The 24,723-nt window shown below is 29.1% G+C and carries 23 protein-coding genes and 1 riboswitch; of the genes, 9 read left to right on the top strand and 14 right to left on the bottom strand.

Annotation, left to right across the window (positions count from 1 at the left end; all coding sequences use genetic code 11):
• Nucleotides 1-31: 31 nt before the first annotated feature.
• Entirely contained in the window at nucleotides 32-715 is a 684-nt protein-coding gene (locus ACQ3F0_RS15520; RefSeq protein WP_428866250.1) for a response regulator transcription factor, read from the top strand.
• A complete protein-coding gene (locus ACQ3F0_RS15515) occupies nucleotides 702-2,072 on the top strand; it encodes a sensor histidine kinase (RefSeq protein ID WP_428866249.1) in 1,371 nt (456 codons plus the stop codon). The genes ACQ3F0_RS15520 and ACQ3F0_RS15515 overlap by 14 nt, the downstream gene beginning before the upstream one ends.
• Nucleotides 2,073-2,109: 37 nt before the next feature.
• On the opposite strand, the gene ACQ3F0_RS15510 is transcribed toward ACQ3F0_RS15515, so the two are convergent.
• The 7 genes from ACQ3F0_RS15510 to cobI all read right to left on the bottom strand — a co-directional run bounded on the left by ACQ3F0_RS15510 (nucleotide 2,110) and on the right by cobI (nucleotide 8,958).
• The gene (locus ACQ3F0_RS15510; protein WP_428866248.1) at nucleotides 2,110-2,847 is read right to left on the bottom strand and encodes an ABC transporter permease; all 738 of its coding nucleotides are present in this window, start codon (nucleotides 2,845-2,847) and stop codon (nucleotides 2,110-2,112) included.
• A complete protein-coding gene (locus tag ACQ3F0_RS15505) occupies nucleotides 2,838-3,686 on the bottom strand; it encodes an ABC transporter ATP-binding protein (RefSeq protein WP_428866247.1) in 849 nt (282 codons plus the stop codon). The genes ACQ3F0_RS15510 and ACQ3F0_RS15505 overlap by 10 nt, the downstream gene beginning before the upstream one ends.
• A 1-nt stretch (nucleotide 3,687) precedes the next feature.
• The gene (locus ACQ3F0_RS15500) at nucleotides 3,688-5,148 is read right to left on the bottom strand and encodes an ABC transporter substrate-binding protein (RefSeq protein ID WP_428866245.1); all 1,461 of its coding nucleotides are present in this window, start codon (nucleotides 5,146-5,148) and stop codon (nucleotides 3,688-3,690) included.
• A gap of 163 nt (nucleotides 5,149-5,311) precedes the next feature.
• A complete protein-coding gene (locus ACQ3F0_RS15495; RefSeq protein ID WP_428866243.1) occupies nucleotides 5,312-6,193 on the bottom strand; it encodes a sirohydrochlorin cobaltochelatase in 882 nt (293 codons plus the stop codon).
• A 36-nt stretch (nucleotides 6,194-6,229) separates the two neighbouring features.
• Entirely contained in the window at nucleotides 6,230-6,991 is a 762-nt protein-coding gene (locus ACQ3F0_RS15490; protein WP_428866241.1) for an ABC transporter ATP-binding protein, read from the bottom strand.
• A 112-nt stretch (nucleotides 6,992-7,103) separates the two neighbouring features.
• The gene (locus ACQ3F0_RS15485) at nucleotides 7,104-8,162 is read right to left on the bottom strand and encodes a FecCD family ABC transporter permease (RefSeq protein ID WP_428866240.1); all 1,059 of its coding nucleotides are present in this window, start codon (nucleotides 8,160-8,162) and stop codon (nucleotides 7,104-7,106) included.
• Between the two features lie 79 nt (nucleotides 8,163-8,241).
• Nucleotides 8,242-8,958: a precorrin-2 C(20)-methyltransferase gene (cobI, locus tag ACQ3F0_RS15480; RefSeq protein WP_428866239.1), complete on the bottom strand. Its 717-nt coding sequence runs from the start codon at nucleotides 8,956-8,958 to the stop codon at nucleotides 8,242-8,244.
• Between the two features lie 123 nt (nucleotides 8,959-9,081).
• A riboswitch (cobalamin riboswitch) is annotated at nucleotides 9,082-9,272 on the bottom strand.
• Between the two features lie 321 nt (nucleotides 9,273-9,593).
• Here cobI and ACQ3F0_RS15475 point away from each other — a divergent pair.
• A complete protein-coding gene (locus ACQ3F0_RS15475; RefSeq protein WP_428866238.1) occupies nucleotides 9,594-10,190 on the top strand; it encodes a type II secretion system protein in 597 nt (198 codons plus the stop codon).
• A gap of 121 nt (nucleotides 10,191-10,311) precedes the next feature.
• Here ACQ3F0_RS15475 and ACQ3F0_RS15470 read toward each other — a convergent pair whose 3' ends face one another.
• Nucleotides 10,312-11,676, bottom strand: a complete 1,365-nt coding sequence (locus tag ACQ3F0_RS15470) for an aldehyde dehydrogenase (protein ID WP_428866237.1) — start codon at nucleotides 11,674-11,676, stop codon at nucleotides 10,312-10,314.
• A gap of 338 nt (nucleotides 11,677-12,014) precedes the next feature.
• Here ACQ3F0_RS15470 and ACQ3F0_RS15465 point away from each other — a divergent pair, with 338 nt between their 5' ends.
• Genes ACQ3F0_RS15465 through ACQ3F0_RS15455 form a run of 3 tightly spaced genes read left to right on the top strand, consistent with a single transcriptional unit; the run spans nucleotide 12,015 to nucleotide 14,073 of the window.
• Nucleotides 12,015-12,635 carry a 2-hydroxyacyl-CoA dehydratase family protein gene (locus ACQ3F0_RS15465; RefSeq protein WP_428866235.1) on the top strand — a complete coding sequence of 207 codons (621 nt, stop codon included), beginning with the start codon at nucleotides 12,015-12,017 and terminating at the stop codon, nucleotides 12,633-12,635.
• 35 nt (nucleotides 12,636-12,670) lie between these two features.
• The gene (locus ACQ3F0_RS15460; protein WP_428866234.1) at nucleotides 12,671-13,426 is read left to right on the top strand and encodes a HAMP domain-containing protein; all 756 of its coding nucleotides are present in this window, start codon (nucleotides 12,671-12,673) and stop codon (nucleotides 13,424-13,426) included.
• Entirely contained in the window at nucleotides 13,414-14,073 is a 660-nt protein-coding gene (locus ACQ3F0_RS15455) for a sensor histidine kinase (RefSeq protein WP_428866233.1), read from the top strand. Before ACQ3F0_RS15460 ends, ACQ3F0_RS15455 begins: the two co-directional genes overlap by 13 nt.
• A 33-nt stretch (nucleotides 14,074-14,106) precedes the next feature.
• Here the strand turns inward: ACQ3F0_RS15455 and ACQ3F0_RS15450 are convergent, their stop codons facing one another.
• Nucleotides 14,107-15,264 carry an MFS transporter gene (locus ACQ3F0_RS15450; protein WP_428866231.1) on the bottom strand — a complete coding sequence of 386 codons (1,158 nt, stop codon included), beginning with the start codon at nucleotides 15,262-15,264 and terminating at the stop codon, nucleotides 14,107-14,109.
• A gap of 98 nt (nucleotides 15,265-15,362) precedes the next feature.
• On the opposite strand from ACQ3F0_RS15450, the gene ACQ3F0_RS15445 reads away from it, so the two are divergent.
• The gene (locus ACQ3F0_RS15445) at nucleotides 15,363-15,824 is read left to right on the top strand and encodes a MarR family winged helix-turn-helix transcriptional regulator (protein ID WP_428866230.1); all 462 of its coding nucleotides are present in this window, start codon (nucleotides 15,363-15,365) and stop codon (nucleotides 15,822-15,824) included.
• A gap of 7 nt (nucleotides 15,825-15,831) precedes the next feature.
• Here ACQ3F0_RS15445 and ACQ3F0_RS15440 read toward each other — a convergent pair whose 3' ends face one another.
• Nucleotides 15,832-16,644: a DUF169 domain-containing protein gene (locus tag ACQ3F0_RS15440; protein ID WP_428866229.1), complete on the bottom strand. Its 813-nt coding sequence runs from the start codon at nucleotides 16,642-16,644 to the stop codon at nucleotides 15,832-15,834.
• Between the two features lie 198 nt (nucleotides 16,645-16,842).
• Here ACQ3F0_RS15440 and ACQ3F0_RS15435 point away from each other — a divergent pair, with 198 nt between their 5' ends.
• Nucleotides 16,843-18,450: a histidine kinase N-terminal 7TM domain-containing diguanylate cyclase gene (locus ACQ3F0_RS15435; protein WP_428866227.1), complete on the top strand. Its 1,608-nt coding sequence runs from the start codon at nucleotides 16,843-16,845 to the stop codon at nucleotides 18,448-18,450.
• Nucleotides 18,451-18,590: 140 nt separating this feature from the next.
• On the opposite strand, the gene ACQ3F0_RS15430 is transcribed toward ACQ3F0_RS15435, so the two are convergent.
• The gene (locus ACQ3F0_RS15430; RefSeq protein WP_428866281.1) at nucleotides 18,591-19,925 is read right to left on the bottom strand and encodes a hemolysin family protein; all 1,335 of its coding nucleotides are present in this window, start codon (nucleotides 19,923-19,925) and stop codon (nucleotides 18,591-18,593) included.
• Between the two features lie 123 nt (nucleotides 19,926-20,048).
• A complete protein-coding gene (locus ACQ3F0_RS15425) occupies nucleotides 20,049-21,470 on the bottom strand; it encodes a PocR ligand-binding domain-containing protein (RefSeq protein ID WP_428866226.1) in 1,422 nt (473 codons plus the stop codon).
• A gap of 361 nt (nucleotides 21,471-21,831) precedes the next feature.
• Here ACQ3F0_RS15425 and ACQ3F0_RS15420 point away from each other — a divergent pair, with 361 nt between their 5' ends.
• On the top strand, nucleotides 21,832-22,536 hold the full coding sequence (locus tag ACQ3F0_RS15420) for an alpha/beta hydrolase (RefSeq protein WP_428866224.1): 705 nt from the start codon (nucleotides 21,832-21,834) through the stop codon (nucleotides 22,534-22,536).
• A gap of 177 nt (nucleotides 22,537-22,713) precedes the next feature.
• On the opposite strand, the gene ACQ3F0_RS15415 is transcribed toward ACQ3F0_RS15420, so the two are convergent.
• Both ACQ3F0_RS15415 and ACQ3F0_RS15410 read right to left on the bottom strand, forming a co-directional pair.
• Nucleotides 22,714-23,463: a sulfite exporter TauE/SafE family protein gene (locus tag ACQ3F0_RS15415; RefSeq protein WP_428866222.1), complete on the bottom strand. Its 750-nt coding sequence runs from the start codon at nucleotides 23,461-23,463 to the stop codon at nucleotides 22,714-22,716.
• Nucleotides 23,464-23,606: 143 nt separating this feature from the next.
• Nucleotides 23,607-24,689, bottom strand: a complete 1,083-nt coding sequence (locus tag ACQ3F0_RS15410; RefSeq protein WP_428866220.1) for a 1-aminocyclopropane-1-carboxylate deaminase/D-cysteine desulfhydrase — start codon at nucleotides 24,687-24,689, stop codon at nucleotides 23,607-23,609.
• Nucleotides 24,690-24,723: the final 34 nt, after the last annotated feature.

Below are 24,723 nucleotides of genomic sequence, written 5' to 3'. Positions count from 1 at the left end.
ATTGTTATATAAAAAAGATTGGAGAGAAAATATGAGAATTTTAGTTGCAGAAGATAAATATGATATTGCTAATTTAGTTAAGATATATTTACAAAAAGAAGGTTATGATGTAATTCTAGCTGAAGATGGCTTAAAAGCTTTTGATATAATTCAAGCTGAACAAATAGATCTTTGTATTTTTGATATTATGATGCCAAAGCTAGATGGCTTTTCGCTCATTCAAAAAGTAAGAGATTTTTCAAGTATACCAATTTTAGTGTTAAGTGCAAAAACACTAGAACAGGACAAAATTTTAGGTCTAGATCTTGGTGCTGATGATTATATAACTAAACCCTTTAGTTCTCTGGAACTTGTATCAAGAGTCAATGCCCATATTAGAAGAAATTATGGATATAACAATGAGTCAGGAGTAATTAAATATGGTGATTTGCTCATAGATAAAGAAAAATGTCAAGTTAGTGTTAGAAATGAAAATTGTAATTTAACAGCAACTGAATATAAGTTATTAATAAAACTAATAAGCTCTCCTGAAAGAGTTTTTACTAAAAGCCAATTATATAATGATATTAATTCTACTAATATCGAAGGAGAAGGAGATGAAAACACAATAACAGTACATATAAGTAGGTTAAGGGAAAAAATCGAAGAAAATCCCAAAGAACCTCTTTATATAAAAACAGTAAGGGGGCTTGGGTATAAAATTGAAAAAATTTAAGAAAGCAAATAGTCTATGGGTCTACATAACGAAACGACTACTAATACTCTTTTTATTAATAATTATTACACTTGCATTGTTCTACTTTACAACAAGTTTTGCTTATTGGATGCAAGTAGATAAGAATATATATGATGATTTAGATGTGGACCTTTTGAATTATAAAGAAATCTCTACTGATTTTTTAAATGAAAATCATCTAAAGATTGAAGTTGTGGACAGCAATCTAAATGTTATTTATTCAAAAGGTGTTAATGAAAATTCAAATAATAAATATACTCCTGAGGAAATTGCTAGTTTATTCAATTTTGATTCCTTCGAAATGAATATTATATATAAAACTTTCATCGATGATGATGGTAATGAAAATACGATAATTCTATTTCAATATCTTACTGGCAAAGTACTAAATAAATTAAAACAAATGACTTATGGGTATGTTATTGTTTTAATAGTAGGTACAATTTTAATTTTTTTAGCTCTATTCATTCTTTGTGTAAAAAACATTTATAAAAGCATAAAAAAAGATTTTTTGTTTATTCAGAATAATATTGCAAAAACCCCTTATGATCGCACAAAAATAAATATTATTGAGGCTAAACTATTAGAAACAAGAGATGTTGCAGAAAGCTATAATGAAATGCTAAACGAAATGGAAAGAATAAAACTTGAAAAAGATGCTATTACAAATAAAAATACTCGTTTAATTTCTGATCTTTCTCATGATTTAAAATCTCCTATTACCACTCTTAAAGGATATTCTGAAATACTTCTTAATGATGACGTAAGTGCTGAAGAAAGAAAAGAGTATGCAAAATTCATAAACAATAGTGCTTCAGATTTAAATGAAATGATTTCCATACTTTTTGAACAGGTAAAATTCCAAAATAGTGATTATAAATTAAATTTAACTGAAGGTGATATTAATACTTTTTTAAGAGATATTTGTGCTAATTATTATATGATTTTTGATAAACGAGGCTTTAATATGGAAATAGCTATCGAAGAAAAGCCACATATAATGAATTTTGATAATGTTAATTTGAAAAGAGCTTTTGTGAATATTTTGGAGAATTGTCTTAGCCATAATACAATTCCTACTGATGTTTGCGTCTCTAGTAAAACATCATATGATGAATATATAATTTGCATTATGGATAATGGCAAAGGAATATCAGAAAATGCAAAAGATATGATATTTGAAGCTTTTTACCAGGAAGACTCTTCACGTACCTCTGGTCAAAGTGGACTAGGTCTTTATGTAGTAAAACAAATAATTGAAAAGCATGGTGGACATATTTCCTTAAATACTAACAATGATTACAAAACAATATTTGAAATTACTTTCAAAATATAAAAAACAGTAGAATTAATCTACTGTTTTTTATACAATATTATGCTCTATCTTCTTCATAAGATATTCTTACACTCAAAATAAAGAATAATACAGTATACACAATCATTATTAATAATGAAAATTCATCAACTCTATGTCCATAAGATATACCTCTTATCAATCTAGTTGTATGAGTAAGTGGTAGAAGTTCTATCAAATTCCTTAAAACATATGGCATACGCCCTACTGAGAAAAATGTTCCACACAAAAATGTCATTGGTGTTATTACAAAACTAGTAAATCTATTCATATCATAATGAGTATCTATCATCATAGCTGCAATAAATCCTAGTGATGAAAACATTATACTATTTATAAAAAGTGTTAGTATAAATAAAAAATTTATGTTTATGAAAATCCCAAATATAGCTACAATTAATATAATGAGAAAACCAGCATATAATCCTCTAAATGCACCAGCTAAAATATGCCCTATTGTAAGCATATACATATTTGTTGGAGCTATTATATAGTTCTCAAAACTTTTTTCATGTAATCTAGCAACACTAATTCTCATTGAAATTGCACTATAACTTGCTCTCATAACTGTAAGAGAAATAACACCCGGTAGAATATAATATAGATATGGCTTTCCTTCCATAGCAATACCATTTCCAATTCCCCATCCAAATGTAACTAGATAAAGAATAGGTGATACAATTAAAGCACTTGTTATTTTCCAAAACCTTCGTTTAAAGAATATCCACTCTCTCCAAAGTATTGTCATTACTTCCATTTGTTTACCTTCTTATTAGCAAAGCTATAGAAAACATCTTCTAGAGTCGTATCTCTTAAAGTATAATTTCCGACCAGATTATAAGAAAACTTTTTAGCTTCTTCTAAAGTATTAAAATAACTGTACATCGTCTTTCTATCTTCTGCAAAATACTCTACAGTAAATATTCCCAAAGCTTTTGTTAAATTTTCGGGAGTGTCATCATAAAAAATCATTCCCTCATCCATAAGAGCTACTCTATCACAAAGACTTTCTGCTTCTTCTATGTAATGAGTAGTTAATATTATAGTTTTACCCTTGCTTTTCATAAGCTTAAGAAAGTCCCAAATTTCTTTTCTTGAATTTAAATCTATTCCAACAGTAGGTTCATCTAAAAATATATAATCAGGGTTGTGAATAAGTGCCCTTCCTATCATAAGTTTACGTTTCATTCCTCCAGATAGTTTCTTACATTCTCTATCTTTTACTTTGTCTAAATTTAAAAATCTAAGTATTTCAGATATTCTTTGTTTTATTACTTTCTTTTCTAGCTTATATAACAAGCCAGAGAAATACATGTTTTCATATACAGATATTTCTTTATCTAGATTTACATGTTGTGACACAACTCCAATTTTTCGTTTAATATCCAAAGTATCCCGAGTTAAATTTCTACCCTCTATTAAAATCTCACCATCTGTTACATCAAGTAAACCTATTATCATTTTAATTAATGTAGTTTTACCTGCTCCGTTTGGTCCAAGAAGTCCGAAAAAATTACCCTTTTTAATGTTTATACTTAGTTCATTCACTGCCTTCACATCATCATATTTTTTTGATACTGATTTGATTTCTATCATATTATTCACCTTTTATTTTAAAACTGTTTAAGACTTCTATTACTTCATTAACTGTTACATATTCTTCAGGTCTGAATTCTCCATCATAAAGCTTCATCACATCATTATCTACAAGTATCTGTACTATTTTTTTATTTTCAACTTCTTCTATATCTTTTATTTCTTTATTTTCATCTTTACTAGACAGATCACTAATCAAGTAAACAGTTTTTGCAAATTCATCACTAGTGACTTTTTCCTCAGGGTAAAAATACTCTAAGCCATCCTCTTTATATCCATCCAAATAACCTGATAATACTGCTGTTTCAATAATATCAAATCTAGGATGTTCTGTACTTATGTCTTGGAAGAACGCATAAGTGTGACCCTTATACTCTTTCCTATAATACTTTGATGTTGGTGCAAATATTTGTTTATGAGTCTTTTTCAGATATATTTCAGCTATTTCTTCCCTGGTTATTTCTTCATCTGAACTATATGTACTTAAATCATCATAAACTTCAGGATAAAACATTCTACAAAGTTCTTTAACTCCCTTAATATATCTAAAAGTAGGGCTTGATACTATCTTCTGATTTATTTCAAAGATTCGTTTGTTTTTAACTGCATTTATTGCTTTAAATCCTGGTCTTATGGATATAGAATGATAGTTACCACCTGCACCCATTACTCCTCTTTGGGATACAAAAACATCTATTTCCTTTGCTTTTTCTATAATTCTTTCTAAACCATAAGCAGCAATGGAACTGTTTTCAGTTATAGGTACAGCATCAGCTGCAACATTCTTTCCACCTGCAATATCTATAGCTACAGCTGCCATAGAGTCAGTAGTAACAGTTTTATATTCTCTATCAGAAGACTCAAAATATACTCCCACTTTATTTTCAATCTTAGATGTTGCTTCTTTAATTGAATCTAGTTCTTTGTGAAAATCCTTTAATAATTTTTTAGCAGTATTTTCTTTACCTGTAAGTAAAGCTAATTTATTTATATATTCATCAAAATCATCATATTTCTCTGGATAAAATGAAACAACATTTATCCCAGCTCTCTTCAACGTATTAACAAAATTAGGATTCTTTCTTTGGATAAAAGGTCTTATTATAACCAAATCTGGATTAGCTGCTATTACCTTCTCAGGGTCAGATTTATAGTCAAAAACTTTTTTTTCTAAAGTCTGTACAGGGTAAATATCTGAAGTACCAACACCAATAATTTCATTTTCCAAACCTAATGAAAACAAATTCTCAGTATGAGCTGAATATAATGATATTATTCTTTTTGCTGGCTTTTCTAATTTCACTCTATATCCCGAATCATCAACTATATCAATTGCATACTCTTTATTGTCAAATATATCTATATTACTAAATGCTTTTTCAAGATATCCTCTTCCTAAGAATAAAGTTAATAATACTACTAAAGCTATTTTTATTATTGTTTTGAATTTAACATTTTTCACATTGGCACCCCCTTTTTTTAATTAACAGTTGACAGTTTTCAGTTGACAATAATGGATATCTTTCGCTAGCAAAATCTTTAATTTCACTTAAAGATTCTCTGCAAGAAAATCAACCATAACTGTCACCTGATCACTGTCAACTGTCAACTGCCCTTATATAGTGTTATTCTTCTTCTTGACCTTCAATTGTTTCATGAGCATGTTTTAAGTATATATCTTGAACTCCTTTAACTTCTCCTAATCCATGCATATATACATCTACTTCATAACCAGCTTTTTTAAGAACTGTTTTCCATGAGTCATCTTCATCTCCACCCATGTCGTTATTAGCATGGTCTCCAGCAACTAACATAAATGGCATTAAAGTAACCTTTTCAATGTTATTTTCTTTAAGTCTACTCAAAACTTCATCAAGTCCAGGATATCCTTCAACAGTACCAACAAATACATTCTTATGTCCTAAATCTTGAAGTGTATACTCCATAGCTGCATATGTAGAATTTGCAAAATGATGTGTTCCATGTCCCATAAATACTACTGCTTCATTATCTTGTAATTCTGGTAATTGAGATTCTAAAGAAGCTACTGTTTCTTTATAATCCTCTACAGATGTAAGTAATGGTTTAGAAATCTTTAATTCATCAAAAGCTTTTTCTTCAACGAATTTTTTTGTTCCTTCAACTAGTTCATCATATTCAGCTCCATTCATAACATGTAATGGCTGAATGATTACAGATGAATATTTTTTATCTTTTAAATCGTTTAATGCTTCGTCAACGTTAAATACCTCAATATTATCTCTATCTTTTAAAACATCAATGATAATTTGAGCAGTGAAAGCTCTTACAATATCATAATCAGGAAACTCTTCCTTGAATCTATTTTCTGTAGCTTCAATACTTAATTCTCTAGTATCGGCATATGATGTACCAAAACTCACCACTAATATTGCTTTTTTTGCTGGATCTGTACTAGCTTTTTGAGCACATCCAGTCATAAGTGCAAAACTTAAAATGAATACTAAAAATAAACTTAATTTTTTCATAAATATCCCCCTATTCTAGATAAATATTTTGTTTATCTAGGTTATTAAAAATCCCTTATTTTTTACCATTTCTACATCAATATCAAATACACTTTTTATAAGCTCTTCATTTAAAACATCCTGTGGTATACCATAGCTCAAGATATTTCCTTGTGACATTACACAAACCTTATCACTAAACTTAAAAGCTAGATTTAAATCATGCATAATTGATATTACTGTAATTTTCTTTTCTTTAATTATTTCTTTTAGAAGCTTCAATAATTTTACTTTATACGCTATGTCCATAGCTGAAAAGGCCTCGTCCAAAAATAGTATCTCCGGAGTTTGAGACAAGGCTCTTGCAAGCATCACTCTTTGATATTCTCCACCACTGATTTCAGTAATCAATGAAGGAATAAATTTGTAAGTATCTGTTTTTTTCATTACATCATAAACTATCTCTAAATCTTCGTCACTAGATTTGCTTAATTTTTCTTTATATGGATTTCTTCCCATCAAAACAATATCCAAGCAACTGAATGGAAAACTTATATTTGATCTTTGCCTTGTAACTGCAAAAAACTTTGCTAATTCTTTAACTGAGAAATCCTTTATGTTCTTATCGTCATACAAAATTTCTCCTTTTACAGGACTAAATTCACCTGTCAATAAATTTAATAATGTAGTTTTTCCACATCCATTAGGCCCAATGATGGATATAAATTTACCTCTATCCTCCGTTGGAAATTGAAATGATAAACCCTGAAATATATTTTTTTTATCATATCCAAAAGTTATATTTTTTACACTAAGCATCTATACCTATTCCTTATAGACAAACCCTACGTAAACTTAATCTACATGTACAAAAGCTTAGACTTCAATAAGTTTTGGACTTGTATAAATTTATAGTTGAAGTGGTTTGTCTCTATTTTCTTTTTTTCATAAAAATATATATAAAAAATGGTCCACCCAATAGAGTCGTAATAACCCCCACTGGAATTTCTACATTTAATAAAAGTCTTGAAAGATTATCAGATAAAACCAACAAAAGTGCACCACACACAGATGATAGTGGTATAATTACACTATTCTTAGTTGATACCGAAAACCTAAGAATATGTGGTACAATTAAACCAACGAAACCAATTATTCCGCTAACTGAAACACATACAGCTGTTATTAATGATGCCAATACAAGATATATTTTAGTAATTCTTTTTGAGTCAACACCTAACGATCTTGCCTCTTTTTCTCCTAAAGTCATTATATCTAAATCATCTGCATAATAATTGCTTAGAATTATACAAATAAGTATTATTGGAAAACTAATCATTAAATGTGTCCAAGTTCTTGATGACAAACTTCCCATTAGCCAGAAAACTATGGCAGAAACTTCTTCACCTGATAAACTTTTCAAAAGACTTATTCCCGATGATAGTATAGAACTGACTATAATCCCTGCTAAAACTAGGTTTGATGAAACAATATAACCATCCTTTGATGCAATTCTTATAACAACAAACAAAGTAATTATTGCACCCAAAAATGCACATGGCATAATTGGGATAGGTACAGCAACTATAAATAGATTAAGGAATATTGCAATTACAGCTCCAAAAGCTGCACCTGTAGATACACCTACTGTATAAGGATCTGCTAAAGGATTTCTAAGTATAGATTGAAATATGGTTCCTGCAACAGCAAGGCCTGCACCTACTAATGCTCCTACTAATACCCTAGGCACCCTGATATCCCAAACTATTGCTGAACTATATTCTTCTACTCCTTTTAAAAAACTATTTGAACCAATTAGTTTTCCAATGACTATTTTTGCTACTGTAAGTATGTCCAATTTTGCTCTTCCTAATGATATACTAAATAAAATAACAAATACTAACAGAACAAATAGAACTATCATAATTATAAAGTTTTTTCTTTCCTTTTTTTCAATAGAATGTTTAATATCTATATACCCTTCAGCCATTTTATCACCATTTCAAAATACAGTTGACAGTTAATGGTTTACTGTAAACTGATAAAGTTTTTGTTTTCGTAATACTTTTCTATAACTTAATTCCTTTTTTCTTAATTATTATAGTAGATAGATAAGGTATCTTTTCATTTTTTATTACATCAATATCAGTAACCACGTTTTGATTTTCAGTTCCAACTTTTGAAATCAAAACAAAGTTATTTTGTAGACCCCTCTTTATTAATTCATCTGCTACCATTCTACAATTATTAGATGGTTTCATAACAATAACATTATCAAAGTCATCCAATGCTTTAGAAAGCTTATCATCTTCACCCTTTCTAAGAGGTACTATACAAAAACTTTCCTCCCATTCTGCAATTGGAAGATTCATACTACCAGCTAATAAACAAAATGATGTAATCCCTGGTATAGTCTCGACTTCAACTTCTAATTCTTTTAAATATGGTAATAGGTACATATATGTACTATATACAGTAGGATCTCCTAATGTAATAAATGCTAATGTTTTACCTTTTTTTATTTTTTCTGCAATCTTTTCTGCGTTTTCTTTCCACTTAATTTTTAGCTCATCCTCATTATAAATCATTGGAAAAGTTAAATGCAGTAGAATCGCATCTTCTTTTATATGTTTCTTTGCAATATCATAAGCAAAACTACCTGCTGCTTCTTTCTTTTCAGGACAAATAATAATATCAACTTCATTTAGTGTTTTAACAGCTTTAATTGTTAATAAATCTGGGTCTCCTGGTCCAACTCCAATTCCAAATAATTTACCTTTTTTCATAATAGTCCCTCACTTCTTCATTTGAGTATTTTTAAACAATGAATATAACAAAAAGGATACGCGAAGAGAACATACACGTATCCTTAGATATACAAAGTAAAATGTTCACACTTCCCTCCGAAGCAACAAGTATCGTTAATGGCAGGTCTCCTGACTCATAGCTTTATCTTACTCTCTTCGCCTTCCCAGCTTTCACCAGTGGCATATTAAAGATTTCATAACTATTTACAGTAGCGGGGGCTGTAGAGGATTTTAACCTCTTTCCCTTTTAAACGATTTAAAACAATCATCGTACCATAACTAACATATTAAATTTTTTATTTTAGCTTTTTCGTGTTCATTATAACACAGCTTATATTGGAATTCAAATAAGAATTTGAATTCCAATATTTTTTATCCAGTTTTTCATTATTTATACTTAAAAACATTTTATTAAAATAATAGTATAAAAGCACCACTCTAACTTGCTTTAAGTAATATAATATGCTTTAATCATATTATATAGTATTACATAATAATGAATTTATGTTCATTTATATTTTTCTATCTACAAAATGTAAAAAATAAGATGCACTTAAAACCTAATTCGAACTATTGCAGTATTCTAATTTATTATCACTAAGGGGGAATTCTATATGAAAACAAAACATGATAAAAACAATGGATTTACACTTATAGAACTAATAATAGTTATTACAATTTTATCAATACTGGCTGTTATAGCTATTCCTAAATTCAATAATTATAGAAAATTAGCCAAAGCTCGTAAAGCTACAGTTGATTGTTATCATATTGAAAAGGCTATAACTTTACATTATCATGACACAGAACAGTGGCTTATATTTAAAGACACAAATTCAACAAATCAAGAAGGATTAACTGGAAAAGGTTCTGATAGCTTTAAACCTAGTGGATGGAGCGGTCCATATTTAGAACAATGGCCTTTAAATCCATTTAATAAAAAAAGTAATGGTACTAGCAGTAGCAATGAGGATTACCAAGTTGATTATCGAAAAATCGACGGAGTAAATAGCTTATGTATAGAACTTTCTTTACCTAACTATGATGAAGATATTATTAATTATATGGATGAAAAACTTGATAATAGTGATGGTCCTAATAGTGGTAAATTTAGATATGCATCAAATAATAGATACCCTATTTATGTAATAGAAAAAAATCCAATACCTCCTATTAAGGATACCAAAGGAAATACTATTTCTCCTCATTAAACTCAACAAAAATTTACTATTACAATAAACACCTAAATTTATTCTACTCATAATTTAGGTGTTTTGTTATTTACTTCATAACTTAATATTAATTTTGCTAATATAAAATATTGGTCAACTACTACTTTAATACTTTTTTTATGATATTTAGTCTATTTTTATAGGGCGGATAAATTAACTTTATATCAAATCTAGTTGATTTCTTTAAAATACTTTTCTTGTGTGAAAATGTATCAAAACTATATTTACCATGATAAGTACCTATGCCTGAATTTCCTACTCCACCAAAAGGTACTTTTGGGCTAATAAGGTGAGATATTGTATCATTAATGCAACCTCCCCCAAATGAAGTTTGATTTAAAACTTTTTCCTGTATTTCTTTGTTTTCACTAAAAAGGTATAGTGCTAGGGGCTTATGCCTTGAATTTATCACTCCAATTATCTCATCTAAAGATTCATATTTCATAACAGGAAGTATTGGTCCAAAAATTTCATCTTCCATAACCTTATCTTCCCATGTAACATTTTCTAAAATCGTTGGTGATATATATAAATTCTTTATATCATAATCACCACCAAAGTATACTTTATCTTTATTAATTAACTTTACAAGCCTATCAAAATTTCTTTTATTAATAATCCTTCCATAATCTATGCTTTCCTTAGGATCTTTCCCATAAAATTCATTTATAACTCTTTGTAAAGATTTCTTGAATTCTTCTTCAATATCTGAATGAACATAGATATAATCAGGTGCTACACAAGTCTGGCCTGTATTTAGAAATTTCCCCCAAGCAATTCTTTTTGCAGCAACTTCTATATTAGCATCCTTATGAACAATTACAGGACTCTTACCTCCTAGCTCTAAAGTAACTGGAGTTAAATTCTTAGCAGCTTCTGCCATTACAATTTTTCCTACTCCAACACTACCCGTAAAGAATATATAATCAAACTTTGCTTTTATTAATTCACTTGTAACATGCCTATCCCCTGTGATAACAGCAACATAATCATTTGGAAAAGTATCCTTAATTAATTTCACAATTAATTCTTCAATATGAGAGGCATTTTCAGAAGGTTTCAATATGACTGTATTTCCTGCAGCCAAAGCTCCAATCATTGGTTCTATCAATAACTGGAAAGGATAATTGAACGGTCCGATAATCAACACTTGACCATAAGGCTCTGATATTATAAAGCTTTTGGAAATTCCTTGATGGAAAGGTGCCCTCTCCTTCTTATCTTTAGCCCATTTCCTCAGATTCTTCACAAAGTAATCTATAGATTCAAGAATGAAACCAACCTCTGTTGCATATCCTTCAAAATGAGGCTTTCCTAAATCTTTGTTTAATGCTTTAAGTATTTCCTCTTCGTTCTTTTGAATTGTCTTTTTCAATAGTTTTAATTGATCAATCCTAAAGGCCAATTCCTTAGTATATCCTTTTTTAAAATACTCTTTTTGCATAAGTAATAATTCTTGAATCATCACTTTCACCCCTATTTATTCAAAAATGTAATCTCTATTATTTTTAATAATTCTATTATGGTTATTCCACAAAAAGTAATTTAGTTGAACTTCAATCACAATATATAGCGTCAGAACGAATCAATCTGCGGTAGATATTATGGTTGATTTTAGTTCAACTTACTTTTTGTGGTTTAACCCTATTATACATTATAATTTACAATAATATAATTTTGTTTTCCATTTTTTTCATATAAGTAATAGAACTCAAAATATTAAGAATTATTTAAGATTTAAATCATTCCAATTTAAAAAGTCAATAATACAATTAAATTAAATAAATAGTGAAAGGAGAACAAATGAAAAGTAATACAAATTTTAAAAACGATGTGTATAGTTCTCAGCTTAGAGAAGTAGAAAACTATCTGACTAAAATGCAAATTGACATTACAGCTCCAAAAAATATAGCTTTTTTTATTGAAGAAGCACATAACTATTTTTCTGAAGTCAGTATTAGTAACAAACCTAAAATTGGTATGACTAGTATTTATATTCCTGAAGTATTCATATACGCACTTGATGCACAACCGCTTTGGATTTTAGGAGGAAACATCTCTAGTGGAGATGCTATTGATGATTTTCTACCTCGTGATGTTGATCCAGTTGTTCGTTCTTCAGTAGGTTATCTAAACATTGAGAACATGAAAAATATGAGAGACTGCGTTCTTTTTATAGTTCCTATGCTATCTGACAGTATAAAAAAATCAATACCACTTTTTCCTAAAAATATGACTATTCATCCTTTTGATGTTTGTCATTTGATTTACGAAACAAAAACTTCTCAATGGGAAAATGAAATGGCAATTACCATTGCTAAGCTTGAAAAAATAACTAGGAAAAAATTAAATATTAAAAACTTAAAAGAATCAATGGCTCTTATTAATAAGGCTAATAAACTTTTATATTCATTAAAATCCTAAATATATTAAAACTATATGGGGGGTTGGTTATAAAATTGATTAAGAATTTCATAAATAAAATTCATGTTCAGATTACTTTTATAATCATTCTGTCCTTAGGAATTAGTATTGGTGTCTATTCTGGATTTTCTGAACTAAATGAGGACTTAAGTATCAAACGTCAACAAGCTTTTTTAAAGGAACAAAGCCAAACTATAATCAATGACATTCCCCAAATAAAGTTTACTATTGATAAAAATGATATGACCTTTGAAGATGTGTTGAAAAGCGATATTTTTAAAAAATATGATATGTATAACATATTTCTAACAAATTCAGATGGCACGTTCCATGAAATAGACGAATTTTATAATAAAGATAAAAATTATGATAAAACCGGAGATTCTGGAAACCATTTTAATAACCTTAATTTGAAATCTGAATCCCTCTATATTTTCAATATACAGTATAAAGATTGTGTTGGTTTTATTATGATAGAACCTAATATGGAGGCATTGGTTTCAGATACCAACGAATTATTAATTGGTATCTTTGCAATCTGTCTTTTTTTAAGTCTCTTATTCCTTTTATCAAAAAAACAAATTAAATATATTAAAAAAATTAATGATGGAATAGAAATTATGGCTGGAGGACAGCTTTTAAATAAACTCCCTATAGAAGGAAATAACGAGCTTACAAGCTTAGCAGTTTCAATCAACAATATGGCTTTTTCGCTTCGCTCAAAACTTGATTTAGAAAAAGAACTTGATAGCAAACAACGAAAACTGATTTCAAATATATGCATGATTTAAGAACACCTTTGACATCTCTTATTGGTTATCTTGATCTATTGTCACAACATAAATATAAAGATGCTTCTACAGCAGACGAATATATCAATATAGCGCTAAAAAAAAGCAAACGAATACAACGGCTTATTGAAGATTTATTTACCTATACAAAGCTTGTAAATAATGATATTAACTTTGATTTTGAAAAAGTAGATATCGGCACATTAGTAGGACAATTTATTGAAGAAATAAAACCTAATCTAAATAAAATAAATATTGAAACTGATGTAGTATTGCCTAATGAAGACCTACTTGTATTGACTGATATTAACCAAATGTTACGTGTATTTGAAAATTTATTTGATAATATTTCAAAATATGCAAAGGAAAATACATCTGTTCTTGTTTCTATTTATGAATCTAACAAAAAAGCAATCATAAAAATAACAAATGAAACAAATTTAGATTTAACCAGCTCAGTAAAATTACTTTTTGATAGACTATATGTTTCAGATGAGAACAGACACAATCAATCTTCAGGAATAGGTTTATCCATTGTAGCTGAAATTATCAAACTTCAAGGTGGAATTATTTATGCAAAGTTCAATAAACCATTTCTAAGCATAGTTATAGAATTAGATGTTTTAGAGAATTCTTCTCTCTATTAAATCATGAAAAGCCAAAATTGGCTTTTCAGAATATTAATATTGATACTCAAATGATTTATTTTTCCTTTTAGTAACAAAATAAACGATTATAGTTGCAGCTAAACAAATGCCTGCAGAAAATCGAAAAGCAAATCTTATAGATTTACCCCCGAGTATTTTACTAAAAAAATCTACTAAAACTGGTGATAAAAACTGTCCTAAAAACATACTACTACTAATACAAGCTAATGCAAAGGTACTATTTTGTGATGTTGCACTTTTAGAAGTTGTAAAGAAGATTAAAGGCAGTAGTATTCCAAGTCCTAACCCAATGAATATCATAGAAATCATTAGAGCTATGATACTATCTCCATTGCTTAAAAAAAGGAACCCAACAAACATAAAACTGGATGAAATAACAGCTGCATTATTTTTTAAAACCTTTGTGATTTTTATAAAGAATAATCCTACCACAAAAGCAACTATATTAATAATAGATAATGCATACCCTGACATACTAGCACCTCCTAAATTTTCGCTTTGAATAAATATTGACATAGTTGTTGGAACTGTATAAAAAACTATATTTACAACAGCCATTGCTATCATTAATTTAAATAAATTTTTATTAAAATTAGATTGATTTTTACTTACAGCTTCTTTTTTCACAGGTTCTGGTAATACAAAAATCACTAATATTAACGTGATTATTCCGATACCATACACTCCAAATGAAAAACGCCAATTAACTACTGCAAGTATCCCCGATAAGATGATAGCAATCATTCCACCTAGTTGATTAACTGCACTTGAGTACCCCATCATTTTTGCTCTCTCATCTTTTTCAAAAAAATCTGCTATTAACCCTGTTGAAAGAGGCATAATTATTCCGACTCCTATACCTAATAAAGCCCTAAAGGTCAGAAGTTCATATATGTTTGTACAAAACCCACCACCTACACCTCCTAGTAAATAAATCAAAAGTCCAATGAGTAAAAGTTTCTTCTTCTTAATTTTTCCAACTAATTTTCCTGTTATTAAACTGCAAGGAATAATTAATATAGCAGGTATAGTTAAAATCATTTTTATGAATAATAAGTTTGCCCCCTGAAAATCCTCGTGAATATTTCCAAGAGCTGGTGATACTGCTGCTCCTGACATAACAGTTAAAAGAGAAATAGATAAAATAGCTAATTTAAGCGGTTTTTTCATAGTAAATGTCCTTTCATGGTTTGTAATTTTTATATTTTGCAAGAATTTAGATTTGTACTATAATAAATACTAAAGAATAATAAAAAGGTGGTATTTTAATGGAAATAAAATTTATTACAAAAGATAAATCAGTTGGTAAATACATTGATATAATTTCAAGATATCTGTTTTACTATATTCAAAAACAAATCGAACCCTATAATTTGCATAAACATCAATACAAAATTCTAATTGAACTTTATCAACATGAAGATCTCTGTCAAGAAGACCTAGTTTCTTTGTTAAAACTTAGTAAAGCAGATATTGCTAAATCAGTTAAAAAGCTTGTATCTTTAGGATATATACGCAAAGAAAAAGACAAAGTTGATAAACGTATCCACCATCTTTATCTAACAAAAAAAAGTCTTTCCATTAAAAAAGAAATTATATCTATACTAGAAGAAACGAGTAGTATACTTTCAAATAATATCTCCGAAGAAGAAATAGAAATAGCAACCAAAGTTATGAGCCAAATGGCTGAAAATATATTTCTTGCTTCTAGCACCTTAAAGAATAGTTAAATTACTTCTATTCAAAAATATCTAACCATAATGGAGATTTAAATATACCTTCTTTTGCTTCTTCTTCAAGATCAAGAAATAATCTCCATGGAACAGCATAGGTTAATATATCATCAGATAGAATACTTCTTACATTTTTTCTTGCTGCTAGGTCTATCAGTCCAAGTACTGCTCTAGGATATTTTGATTCTGACTCTTTAAAAACATATGCTCCAATCATCTGGCAAGCTGCTCCTTGTGGTGTTACCGTATCATTTATGCCCTCTCTTATTGAACCTGATAGAGTCATAAGGGCTGTAAGCTGTATAGGATTTACATTAAAGATTACACACTGAGGTGTTTCATCATCCTTTACATCCTTCAAAGGTTTCAATATTACATATTTCTCAGGAAAGTCATATATAGGAAGATCTTTTGTAATCCATTTATATGCTTTCTCCCTTGAAGTATGAAACCTTTCTCCTAGTATAAGTTTCCTTCTTACAAACGGATTTGTCCCATCAGCAATCTCTTGATACTTGTCCTTATCCTTAGCATCTTTAATACCCTTTGAAAAGAATGCTGCAAATGTATCATATCCTCCCATTTCTTCTCCATATGCACTCCCAAATCCAAGTCCAGCTCTTGCCCCAGAACAACCATACGTTTCTCTACTAAACGCAGCAACTTTACCTTTTGTTGCAACCTGTGCATAGAAAGACATAATACATACATGTTTCCCAGGTAATGGTTGTATGCATTCTTCTGGCTTTTCATTGCTCCTTAAAAGAGCTACTGCATTCAATTTACTTTTTAATTCTTCTACAATTATACTTTTCATAATACTTGACCTCTCTTTATATTGAAATTACTTATTGGTTAAAAATAGTTTCTGTTTGAAACTATTATACTTTATTTAGTTTCTATTTGCAACCTTTTAAACATTTATAAATTTGATTTTTTAGGTAAATTTATAGTAAACTGTTACTACAGTATAAATTTGATATTGCTTTTTTTGCTATAAAAGGAGTGTGTTCTTTTGGAAATTAGTTTTGCAAACTTATTTATAAATTTATCGTCAATTATTATACTTAGTACTGTAGTAATTTTTTCTATTAAAAATAAAGAAAAACCAGGTGCACTACAATTGGTTTTCCTATTATCTTTTTTGATAATATGGGCAACTGGCTCATTTTTAGAAATAAGCTCTACTAACTTTGAAACTAAACTATTATGGCGCAATATTACACAAATAGGTGTTTTTATTACACCTATTGCTTCTTTAGCATTTGCCTACTCTTATTCAGGGGATAGAAGCCTTCTTAGTAAGAGATTTATTATAACTTTAACTTTTATTCAGTGTATGGCTATTGTACTAATACTAACTGACTCTTATCATCATTTGATGAGGACAGGCGTTGAGCTTAAAATACAAGGTAGCGAATCTGCACTTTATGTTAAACAAACCTTACTTGGTAAGTTTATGGTATCTCTTAATTATATTATAATGATTACAGCTGAAATTAAATTAGGATTTTTTATGAAAAAAACCTCTAAAACTTTAAAGCCTCAAGTTTTTCTTGTAATGCTAGGCATTGTTTTGCCATTAGTATTTGGAATTCTCAAGGTGGCTTGGTTGGAAAAAATCGGTGTCATCATACCAATATCAGCTTTATTTACTCCCGGGTGCTTATGCTTACTCTGGGGAGTCTTTAAATATAATTTATTATCCATTTCTCCCATTGCAATGGACAAGGTCTTTGACGTTATTGATGAAGGAATTATAGTTTGTTCCCCACAAGGAACAGTTGTGGATATTAATCCATCTGCATGCCACTTTTTTAAACAACATGAATTAAATACTGTCATTAAAAACAATATTTTTAATTCTTATAGAACAAAAGAACCTTGTACTCTACAAAGTAAGGAAAAAGCAAAAGAATTGTTATCCCAGCATCATAAGCAGTGGAATAAAGCTATTATAGAAATGTGTAGTGATAATTTTGAAATTACAATTTTTTTAGATGGACAGCAATATTATTATAATATTGCTGTCCATACATTAAATACTGTAAACCATTCTGAGGTAGGAACTATTTCAATTATTAGAGATATTACTGAAGAGAAAATAAAAAACAAATTATTAAAAATTAAAGCTGAGAGAGATGGCTTAACAAATGTACTAAATAGAGTTTCCTTTATTGAAAATGTTAATTGTTCCCTTAATAATGTTAGAAAAACTAATTGCCATATGTTTTTGTTGGTATTAGACATTGATTATTTCAAAAAAGTTAATGATAGTTATGGACATATTGTAGGTGATTATGTACTAGAAACTATAGTTACCGTAATAGATCAATGTATTCGTGATGGTGACTTAATTGGACGGTTAGGTGGAGAGGAGTTTGGGATTTTTCTAGCTAACTGTAATAAAGATAGTGCGATAGAAATAGCAGAACGTATTAGAAAAAGTATTGAAGAGTATAAATTTAGCTACAAAGACCTAAAAATTTCTTCTACTGTTAGTATTGGGATATCTGAAACATCCGAAAGAGAAGAAAAATCTTTCGAACAGCTTTTCTTGAAAGCTGACACAGCATTATATAGAGCAAAAAACAATGGACGAAATAGAGTAGAATTACTCTGATTATTTTAATCACATAGTAAATGAATAACATTCTTAATATGATTATAAAACTATATATAAAAAACATGGCACATTTTTTGTTTTAAATCAAATTATGCCATGTTTGCTATTAAATCATAGATATTACATTTCTATTTCCGTTACTCATCTTTGTTTTTCATTAGCTTTCCTTGTAATATTATTTTTATTCTGCTAATTCTTTTCCTTTTAACTTCTTTTATAATAAATATAATATCATCATATTCAACAGTTAATTCTTCTTTACTCGTAGGTATACTGCCCAAAATATTTACAACAAATCCTCCTATAGTATCCGAGTTTTCAGAATCTAAGCTTAAATCAAGATAAGTATTCAACTCATGAATTGTTACTAGCCCGCTAACGAGATAAGAATTACTATCAATTTTTATTATTTCTTCTTCACCATCATCAAATTCATCATATATTTCCCCCATTACTTCCTCTATAAGGTCTTCTATAGTAACAATTCCTGAAAACCCTCCATATTCATCTATTAATATTGCCATATGTTTATTGTGACTTTGAAGCTCTTTAAATAATTCATCAATATGTTTAGTTTCAGGGACAAAATATGGTGGATGAAGAATTGTTCTTATATCTATATCTTCAAATCCATTCTTATATAACATGGCGAAAAGATCTCTTAAAAATAATATTCCTATAATATTATCTTTATGAAATTCATACACTGGAATACGTGAAAATTTTTCATTTATTAATTGCTCTAAAATTTCCCTTGCAGGTATCTTTATATTAATTATGAATGCTTCCGTCCTTGGTGTCATAACTTCTTGGGCTAATTTATCGTCAAACTCAAATATACTATTAATCATCTTTTTTTCAGTTTGATTGATAACACCATGTTCTTGACCTACTTCTACAAATAATTTCAACTCTTCTTCAGTAATCTTTTCTTCTAATTTATATCTATTAATCCCTGATATCCTAACTAAAAAATTTGTTGATACAGAAAGTAACTTTACAAAGGGTACCATTATTTTGGCTATAAAATAAATTGGCTTTATTGAAAACATAGCTATTTCTTGGGATTTTTGCATTGCTAAACGTTTTGGAAACAATTCTCCAAAGACAAGAGTAATATATGACAGTATAATTGTTATCAGCACAATAGAAATTTGCTTGCTATATGGAATGTTAAACTGGATTAAATATCTCGAAAAATCATCTGAGATCCCTGTTGCAGCTGAAGCGCTTGAAAAAAATCCAGCTAAAGTTATACCAACTTGTATAGTTGCCAAAAATTTACTCGGCTCCTTTAACAATTTTATTAAAAGTTCTGCTTTCTTATTACCTTCATCTGCCATTAGTTTTAGTTTGTTTTTGTTTAATGATACAATTGCCATTTCTGCTGAAGCAAAAAAAGCATTTATAATTGTTAAAATAACTATAAGTATAATTTGAGGTATAATATTTCTAATAGAATTCAAATTAATTCCTCCACATTCCAAATTCCAAGATAAAAAAATCTATTAAAAATATTATTAGTATAATGCTTAATAAGAATACATCTTTCTGCAGATTACTTCACATACAAAAATTTTTAAGTTTTTAATTAACTAAAAATAAATATCAGAAAACTCTATTTTAACTTTTTCTACAAGTGAGTTTTCTTTATACGAGTCAATTTTATTTACTACCTTTTCTTCATTATTTTGGTTACTTGGTAGAGTTATAATAAATTTAGTTCCACATCCAATTTTTGATTTCACCGATATTTTTCCATTATGTAATTCTACTATAGCCTTCACTAAAGAGAGACCAATTCCGCTTCCTTCATGGTGTCTAGACAAAGATTTATCTACTCTAATAAATCTTTCAAAAATGTTTTCCTGATTTTCAATTGGTATTCCTTCCCCTGTATCCGACACTGATATAATAACATTTTCCCCTTTATCATAAATATTAACTAATACTTGTCCACCTTTTCCAGTAAATTTGACAGCATTAGATAACAAATTTAATAAGACCCTTTCTATATTTACTGGATCGCAAATAATATATTTTTCTTCAACTTCAGTATCAAAAATAACTTCAATACCTGTACTTTCAATATACTCCACCACTGAAAGAGTTATATCTTCAACTATTTCAACTAAATTGCATTGTTTAAGTTCCAACTTCAGAAATCCAGAATCGAATTTAGTAATATCTAATATATTATTAGTCAATCTAATTAGACGAAAACAATTTTGTTTCATTATATTACTATATTTTTTTAGTTTTTCTTTTTTATCTGACAACTGAATTTCGTTATTATTTACAAATGAATTAGATGTTTGAAGAGCGCTATAAATTACATTTATAGGTGTTTTAAGTTCATGAGAAAGATTCGAAAAAAACTCTGTTCTAAGTCTATCATATTCTCTAGCTTCTCTTAATAACTCATCTTTTTTTATAACTTCATTATTTAATTTTTGGACTTTTTTCAGTTTTTCTTCCAAAAGTAATTTCTCAGCATTTTTATGATTTATATATCTTTCTCCATGACTTTCCATCATTTTCACAACACTAAGAAAATAATCTAAGGATTTTTTAAAATCCTTTTCTTTAATTATTGGTACTTTTTTAAGCGCTTCTATGTAACTTGGAATGTCATATTTATATTTTTTGCCTCTATTAATAAATTCCTCTACGTCAGGTTCTTGAAAAAGGAACTGACCTAAAGCTAAATATGCAATAATTTCACCTTTTACACTAATAGGAATAAAAGAATCAATTAATCCATTTTTACAACTATGCATATAACACTTCCCAGACTTAGCATTTCGAATTCCTTCATAATCACTTTTCCTGCATTCTTTTAAACTACTTTCACACTTTTTATGAAAGTTAACACAAATATCTTGCCATGCAATGCATGAAATTACATTGCATTTACTATCAAAAAGTCCATAAGGTACCTTTGTAATATTGTAAAAATTACTCATCAAGTTTTCAAAATTTTCTATATCAAGTACTTCCGATAATTTATATTCCATATTCTCACCCCAAAAATTACTATTATCAACTACTATTATATGAACTTGATTATGCTATTTTATAGATTTATGCAAAAAAAGTAGTAATAAAATACTATTACATATTTCATATTACTACTTTATTTTACATTATTAGTATTTGATAATCAATTACAATAATTTTTGTATGTATTTTGTTCTCTCCTCAGATTTTTTTATCATTCTATATTTTAAAATCTATTCTTTAATACCTATATCTTCAACTAATACAATTAGTCTTACTTATAAACAATCTCACTATCAAAAATATCTCAAAAATGGTATAATTATTAAACAAATAATGTCTATAAAAATTTATTTATCTTGATAGGAGGTATTTAAAATGAATTATATTAATAAATTTTATATTGACTATAAAAATCATAAAATAATAGGTGATTCAATGGGAGACACGAATCATATGAATATATTTTTTCTTCACGGAGCAGGTAAATCTGATAGAAAAAGATTTGAACCATTAAGACAGTTATTTTATGAAAAGGGGTTCTCTTCTTGTGCTTTTGATTTTATAGGACACGGAGAAACTGGCGGCTCTCTTTCAGAATCTAGCTTATCCGAGAGGACTAAACAAGCATCTACAATAATAGATCATATTAAAACCGATGAACCTTTAACTATTATTGGCACAAGCATGAGTGGATATACCTCCATCAAATTACTAGAAAGATATAATATTGATAATATCATTTTATTTGTTCCTGCAGCTTATGATAAAGACGCTTACACACTTCCTTTTAACCATAAGTTTACAAATTGTATTAGAAAGGAAAGAAGTTATAAACAAAGTGATGCATGGAAAATATTAAATGAATATAAAGGGAATTTGTTAATCATAAAAGCTGAAAATGACACGGTTATACCTGATGAAGTAATAAATGATTATTATGAATCAGCATTAAACGCCAAATTAAGAAAAATCATAACTGTAAAAAATTCACCACATGGTATTTTAAGCTATATAATGGAACATACGGAACAACAAAAAAACTTGATTGATGAAATAATTAAAATAATTAATTTAAAATAGTAACTTTTAAATCATTTTGATGGTGCCAAAGCCTATGCTGTCGCCATTACAAAAAAATCGTAATTTACGATGGATAATGTACAAAATCCACTCAGCTGATACCGAAAAACGGTATTAAGCGAGTGGGTTTTCTTTGTGAGAATTATCTCGACATCTTCCAATATATTAATGCTGATTTCAAAGAGTATTATAGAACATATAGCAAGAAACAACAACTGATACAACAGCCACAAATTTTTTTAATAATTTATGGTCGATTTTTCCTGAAATTTTAGCCCCAAAGGTAACTCCAATTCCATGAGAGACCATGCAAAGGACTAGAAGGATGTTTATATTTGGGAGAGTCGCATTGCTTTGATATCCTATAAATGCAGGTAATGCTATAAATATTGAATTAAACAAGCTTATACCTACTGCTTTTCTTACATTTATACCAAGTGTTATAAGTAATGGAACAGTAATTATTGGGCCGCCTGCTCCTGTAAAAGAGCTTATTAAAGCTATCATAGCTCCAGTAATTACTAAAAAAGCATTGTTACCTATCAACGGAGATACAATTTGTTCTCCACTTTTGTCAGTTCTGTTTTTAAAAAGTGATAATCCTGATAAAAATACCATTAAAAATAAAAATCGTTTTGCTAAAATAACAGGAACCATATTATTACACCAAACTCCCAATAAAGCTCCCACAATACTTCCTATTCCCATTTTCAATGCTATAGGCATATCTATGTCACCAGATTTACGATAGGAATATGCTCCTATTACTCCCGATACGAAAAAGGCTGAAAAGCTCATTGCCATACTATCCGCAACCATGATCCCATATACTCCTGTATAAAACATAGGAAGCAAAAAGCCTGCTATACCCGATATTCCTATCAATAATCCTATAATAATGTTTGCTATGAAAATTGCAATATACATTTAAATTGACCCTTTCTATTCTATATTTACCGTTTCTGTTTTGATAACAAGGGCTTCTTCAGCCATATTGTATCTGTGCAGAAGAAGCCTATTCATCTTATTATCACATCTGATGATAAGGTTTTGTTATCTTTGCTTATTAATTAGTAAAGATCCTTAACAAGATCTGGATTGGAGAAGAATGAGCCTGATCCTCCTGTGTGAATAAACACAACCTTGCTACCCTCCGGAACAATACCTTTTCTAATATACTCCATCATCCCATGGAAACCTCTTCCAGAATAAGTAGGATCCACAAACATACCTTCTCGACGTGCCACCTCTTTAATGCTTTTTTGAACATCCGGATTTGGAATACCATACCCTGGTTTAATATAATTTTCATCTATGTTCATCTCAGCATAAATTTCCTCATCAGAAGGACATGGAACATTCAATCTATCAAATACATACTTAACTCTGTCAAGACATGTTTTCTTTGTAATAAGGTTTCCCTCTTCCCAAGAACGTACGTTAACAGAAACAATTTTCACCTTAGAGTCAGTCATCAAATTTGCAGCAATCATTGCCGGCAAAGAACCACCAGAACCATTTGTATGGAATATATAATCCATTTCAAATCCACTAGCTTTTGTTTGCGCAAGTAACTCAGTAAAGAGAAGTGTATAAGCAACCCAGCCATATTCATGTGTGCATCCTACTGGAACAAGTTCAACTCTATATCCCTGCTTCTCCAGCTCTTCTTTTTTCTTATTAGCCTGGTCCATAACCTTTATCCATAGGGGATTAAGGTCAGTAGGATCCTCCGTCTCAGGTTTACTAACATAGTGAATTTCAGCTCCCAGTATATTACTTAAAAGTAGGTTTCCTGTAAGGTTTTCAGGTATGCCCTTATTTTTTGTATCGCCAAGGAATAAAATAGGTTTAATATCACAACTATTACAAAAAGTTGTCATCTGCATACAAGCATTTGACTGGTATGCTCCGTAAGTTATAAGATAATCAACCCTTTCCTCTAAAGCTTTCCCAAGAATAAACTCCAACTTTCTTGTTTTGTTGCCTCCAAAGGTACTTGGACCACTCAGGTCCTCACGCTTCATATAAATGTCTACACCATAATCATTGGACATGTTCTCCAACTTGTTAAAAGGTGTTGGTGTGTATACCAACCTTTTTCTAGGAATGTCTACAAAACGTTCTTCAATTTCTGCAGGTGTCATTTTCATTATATTTCTCCTCCTATTTAATATAATTATATAT

Source organism: Clostridium sediminicola (genome assembly GCF_050402865.1).
Taxonomy (GTDB): domain Bacteria; phylum Bacillota; class Clostridia; order Clostridiales; family Clostridiaceae; genus Clostridium_AF; species Clostridium_AF sediminicola.
The sequence above is the reverse complement of the archived record's forward strand: the minus strand, read 5'-3'. Positions and strand labels throughout refer to the sequence as shown.

Coding starts and splice junctions, on each gene's coding strand:
- ACQ3F0_RS15520 (WP_428866250.1), top strand. CDS start 32: ATGAGAATTTTAGTTGCAGAAGATAAATATGATATTGCTAATTTAGTT.
- ACQ3F0_RS15510 (WP_428866248.1), bottom strand. CDS start 2,847: ATGGAAGTAATGACAATACTTTGGAGAGAGTGGATATTCTTTAAACGA.
- ACQ3F0_RS15505 (WP_428866247.1), bottom strand. CDS start 3,686: ATGATAGAAATCAAATCAGTATCAAAAAAATATGATGATGTGAAGGCA.
- ACQ3F0_RS15495 (WP_428866243.1), bottom strand. CDS start 6,193: ATGAAAAAATTAAGTTTATTTTTAGTATTCATTTTAAGTTTTGCACTT.
- ACQ3F0_RS15490 (WP_428866241.1), bottom strand. CDS start 6,991: ATGCTTAGTGTAAAAAATATAACTTTTGGATATGATAAAAAAAATATA.
- ACQ3F0_RS15485 (WP_428866240.1), bottom strand. CDS start 8,162: ATGGCTGAAGGGTATATAGATATTAAACATTCTATTGAAAAAAAGGAA.
- cobI (WP_428866239.1), bottom strand. CDS start 8,958: ATGAAAAAAGGTAAATTATTTGGAATTGGAGTTGGACCAGGAGACCCA.
- ACQ3F0_RS15475 (WP_428866238.1), top strand. CDS start 9,594: ATGAAAACAAAACATGATAAAAACAATGGATTTACACTTATAGAACTA.
- ACQ3F0_RS15470 (WP_428866237.1), bottom strand. CDS start 11,676: ATGATTCAAGAATTATTACTTATGCAAAAAGAGTATTTTAAAAAAGGA.
- ACQ3F0_RS15465 (WP_428866235.1), top strand. CDS start 12,015: ATGAAAAGTAATACAAATTTTAAAAACGATGTGTATAGTTCTCAGCTT.
- ACQ3F0_RS15455 (WP_428866233.1), top strand. CDS start 13,414: ATGCATGATTTAAGAACACCTTTGACATCTCTTATTGGTTATCTTGAT.
- ACQ3F0_RS15450 (WP_428866231.1), bottom strand. CDS start 15,264: ATGAAAAAACCGCTTAAATTAGCTATTTTATCTATTTCTCTTTTAACT.
- ACQ3F0_RS15445 (WP_428866230.1), top strand. CDS start 15,363: ATGGAAATAAAATTTATTACAAAAGATAAATCAGTTGGTAAATACATT.
- ACQ3F0_RS15440 (WP_428866229.1), bottom strand. CDS start 16,644: ATGAAAAGTATAATTGTAGAAGAATTAAAAAGTAAATTGAATGCAGTA.
- ACQ3F0_RS15425 (WP_428866226.1), bottom strand. CDS start 21,470: ATGGAATATAAATTATCGGAAGTACTTGATATAGAAAATTTTGAAAAC.
- ACQ3F0_RS15420 (WP_428866224.1), top strand. CDS start 21,832: ATGAATTATATTAATAAATTTTATATTGACTATAAAAATCATAAAATA.
- ACQ3F0_RS15415 (WP_428866222.1), bottom strand. CDS start 23,463: ATGTATATTGCAATTTTCATAGCAAACATTATTATAGGATTATTGATA.
- ACQ3F0_RS15410 (WP_428866220.1), bottom strand. CDS start 24,689: ATGAAAATGACACCTGCAGAAATTGAAGAACGTTTTGTAGACATTCCT.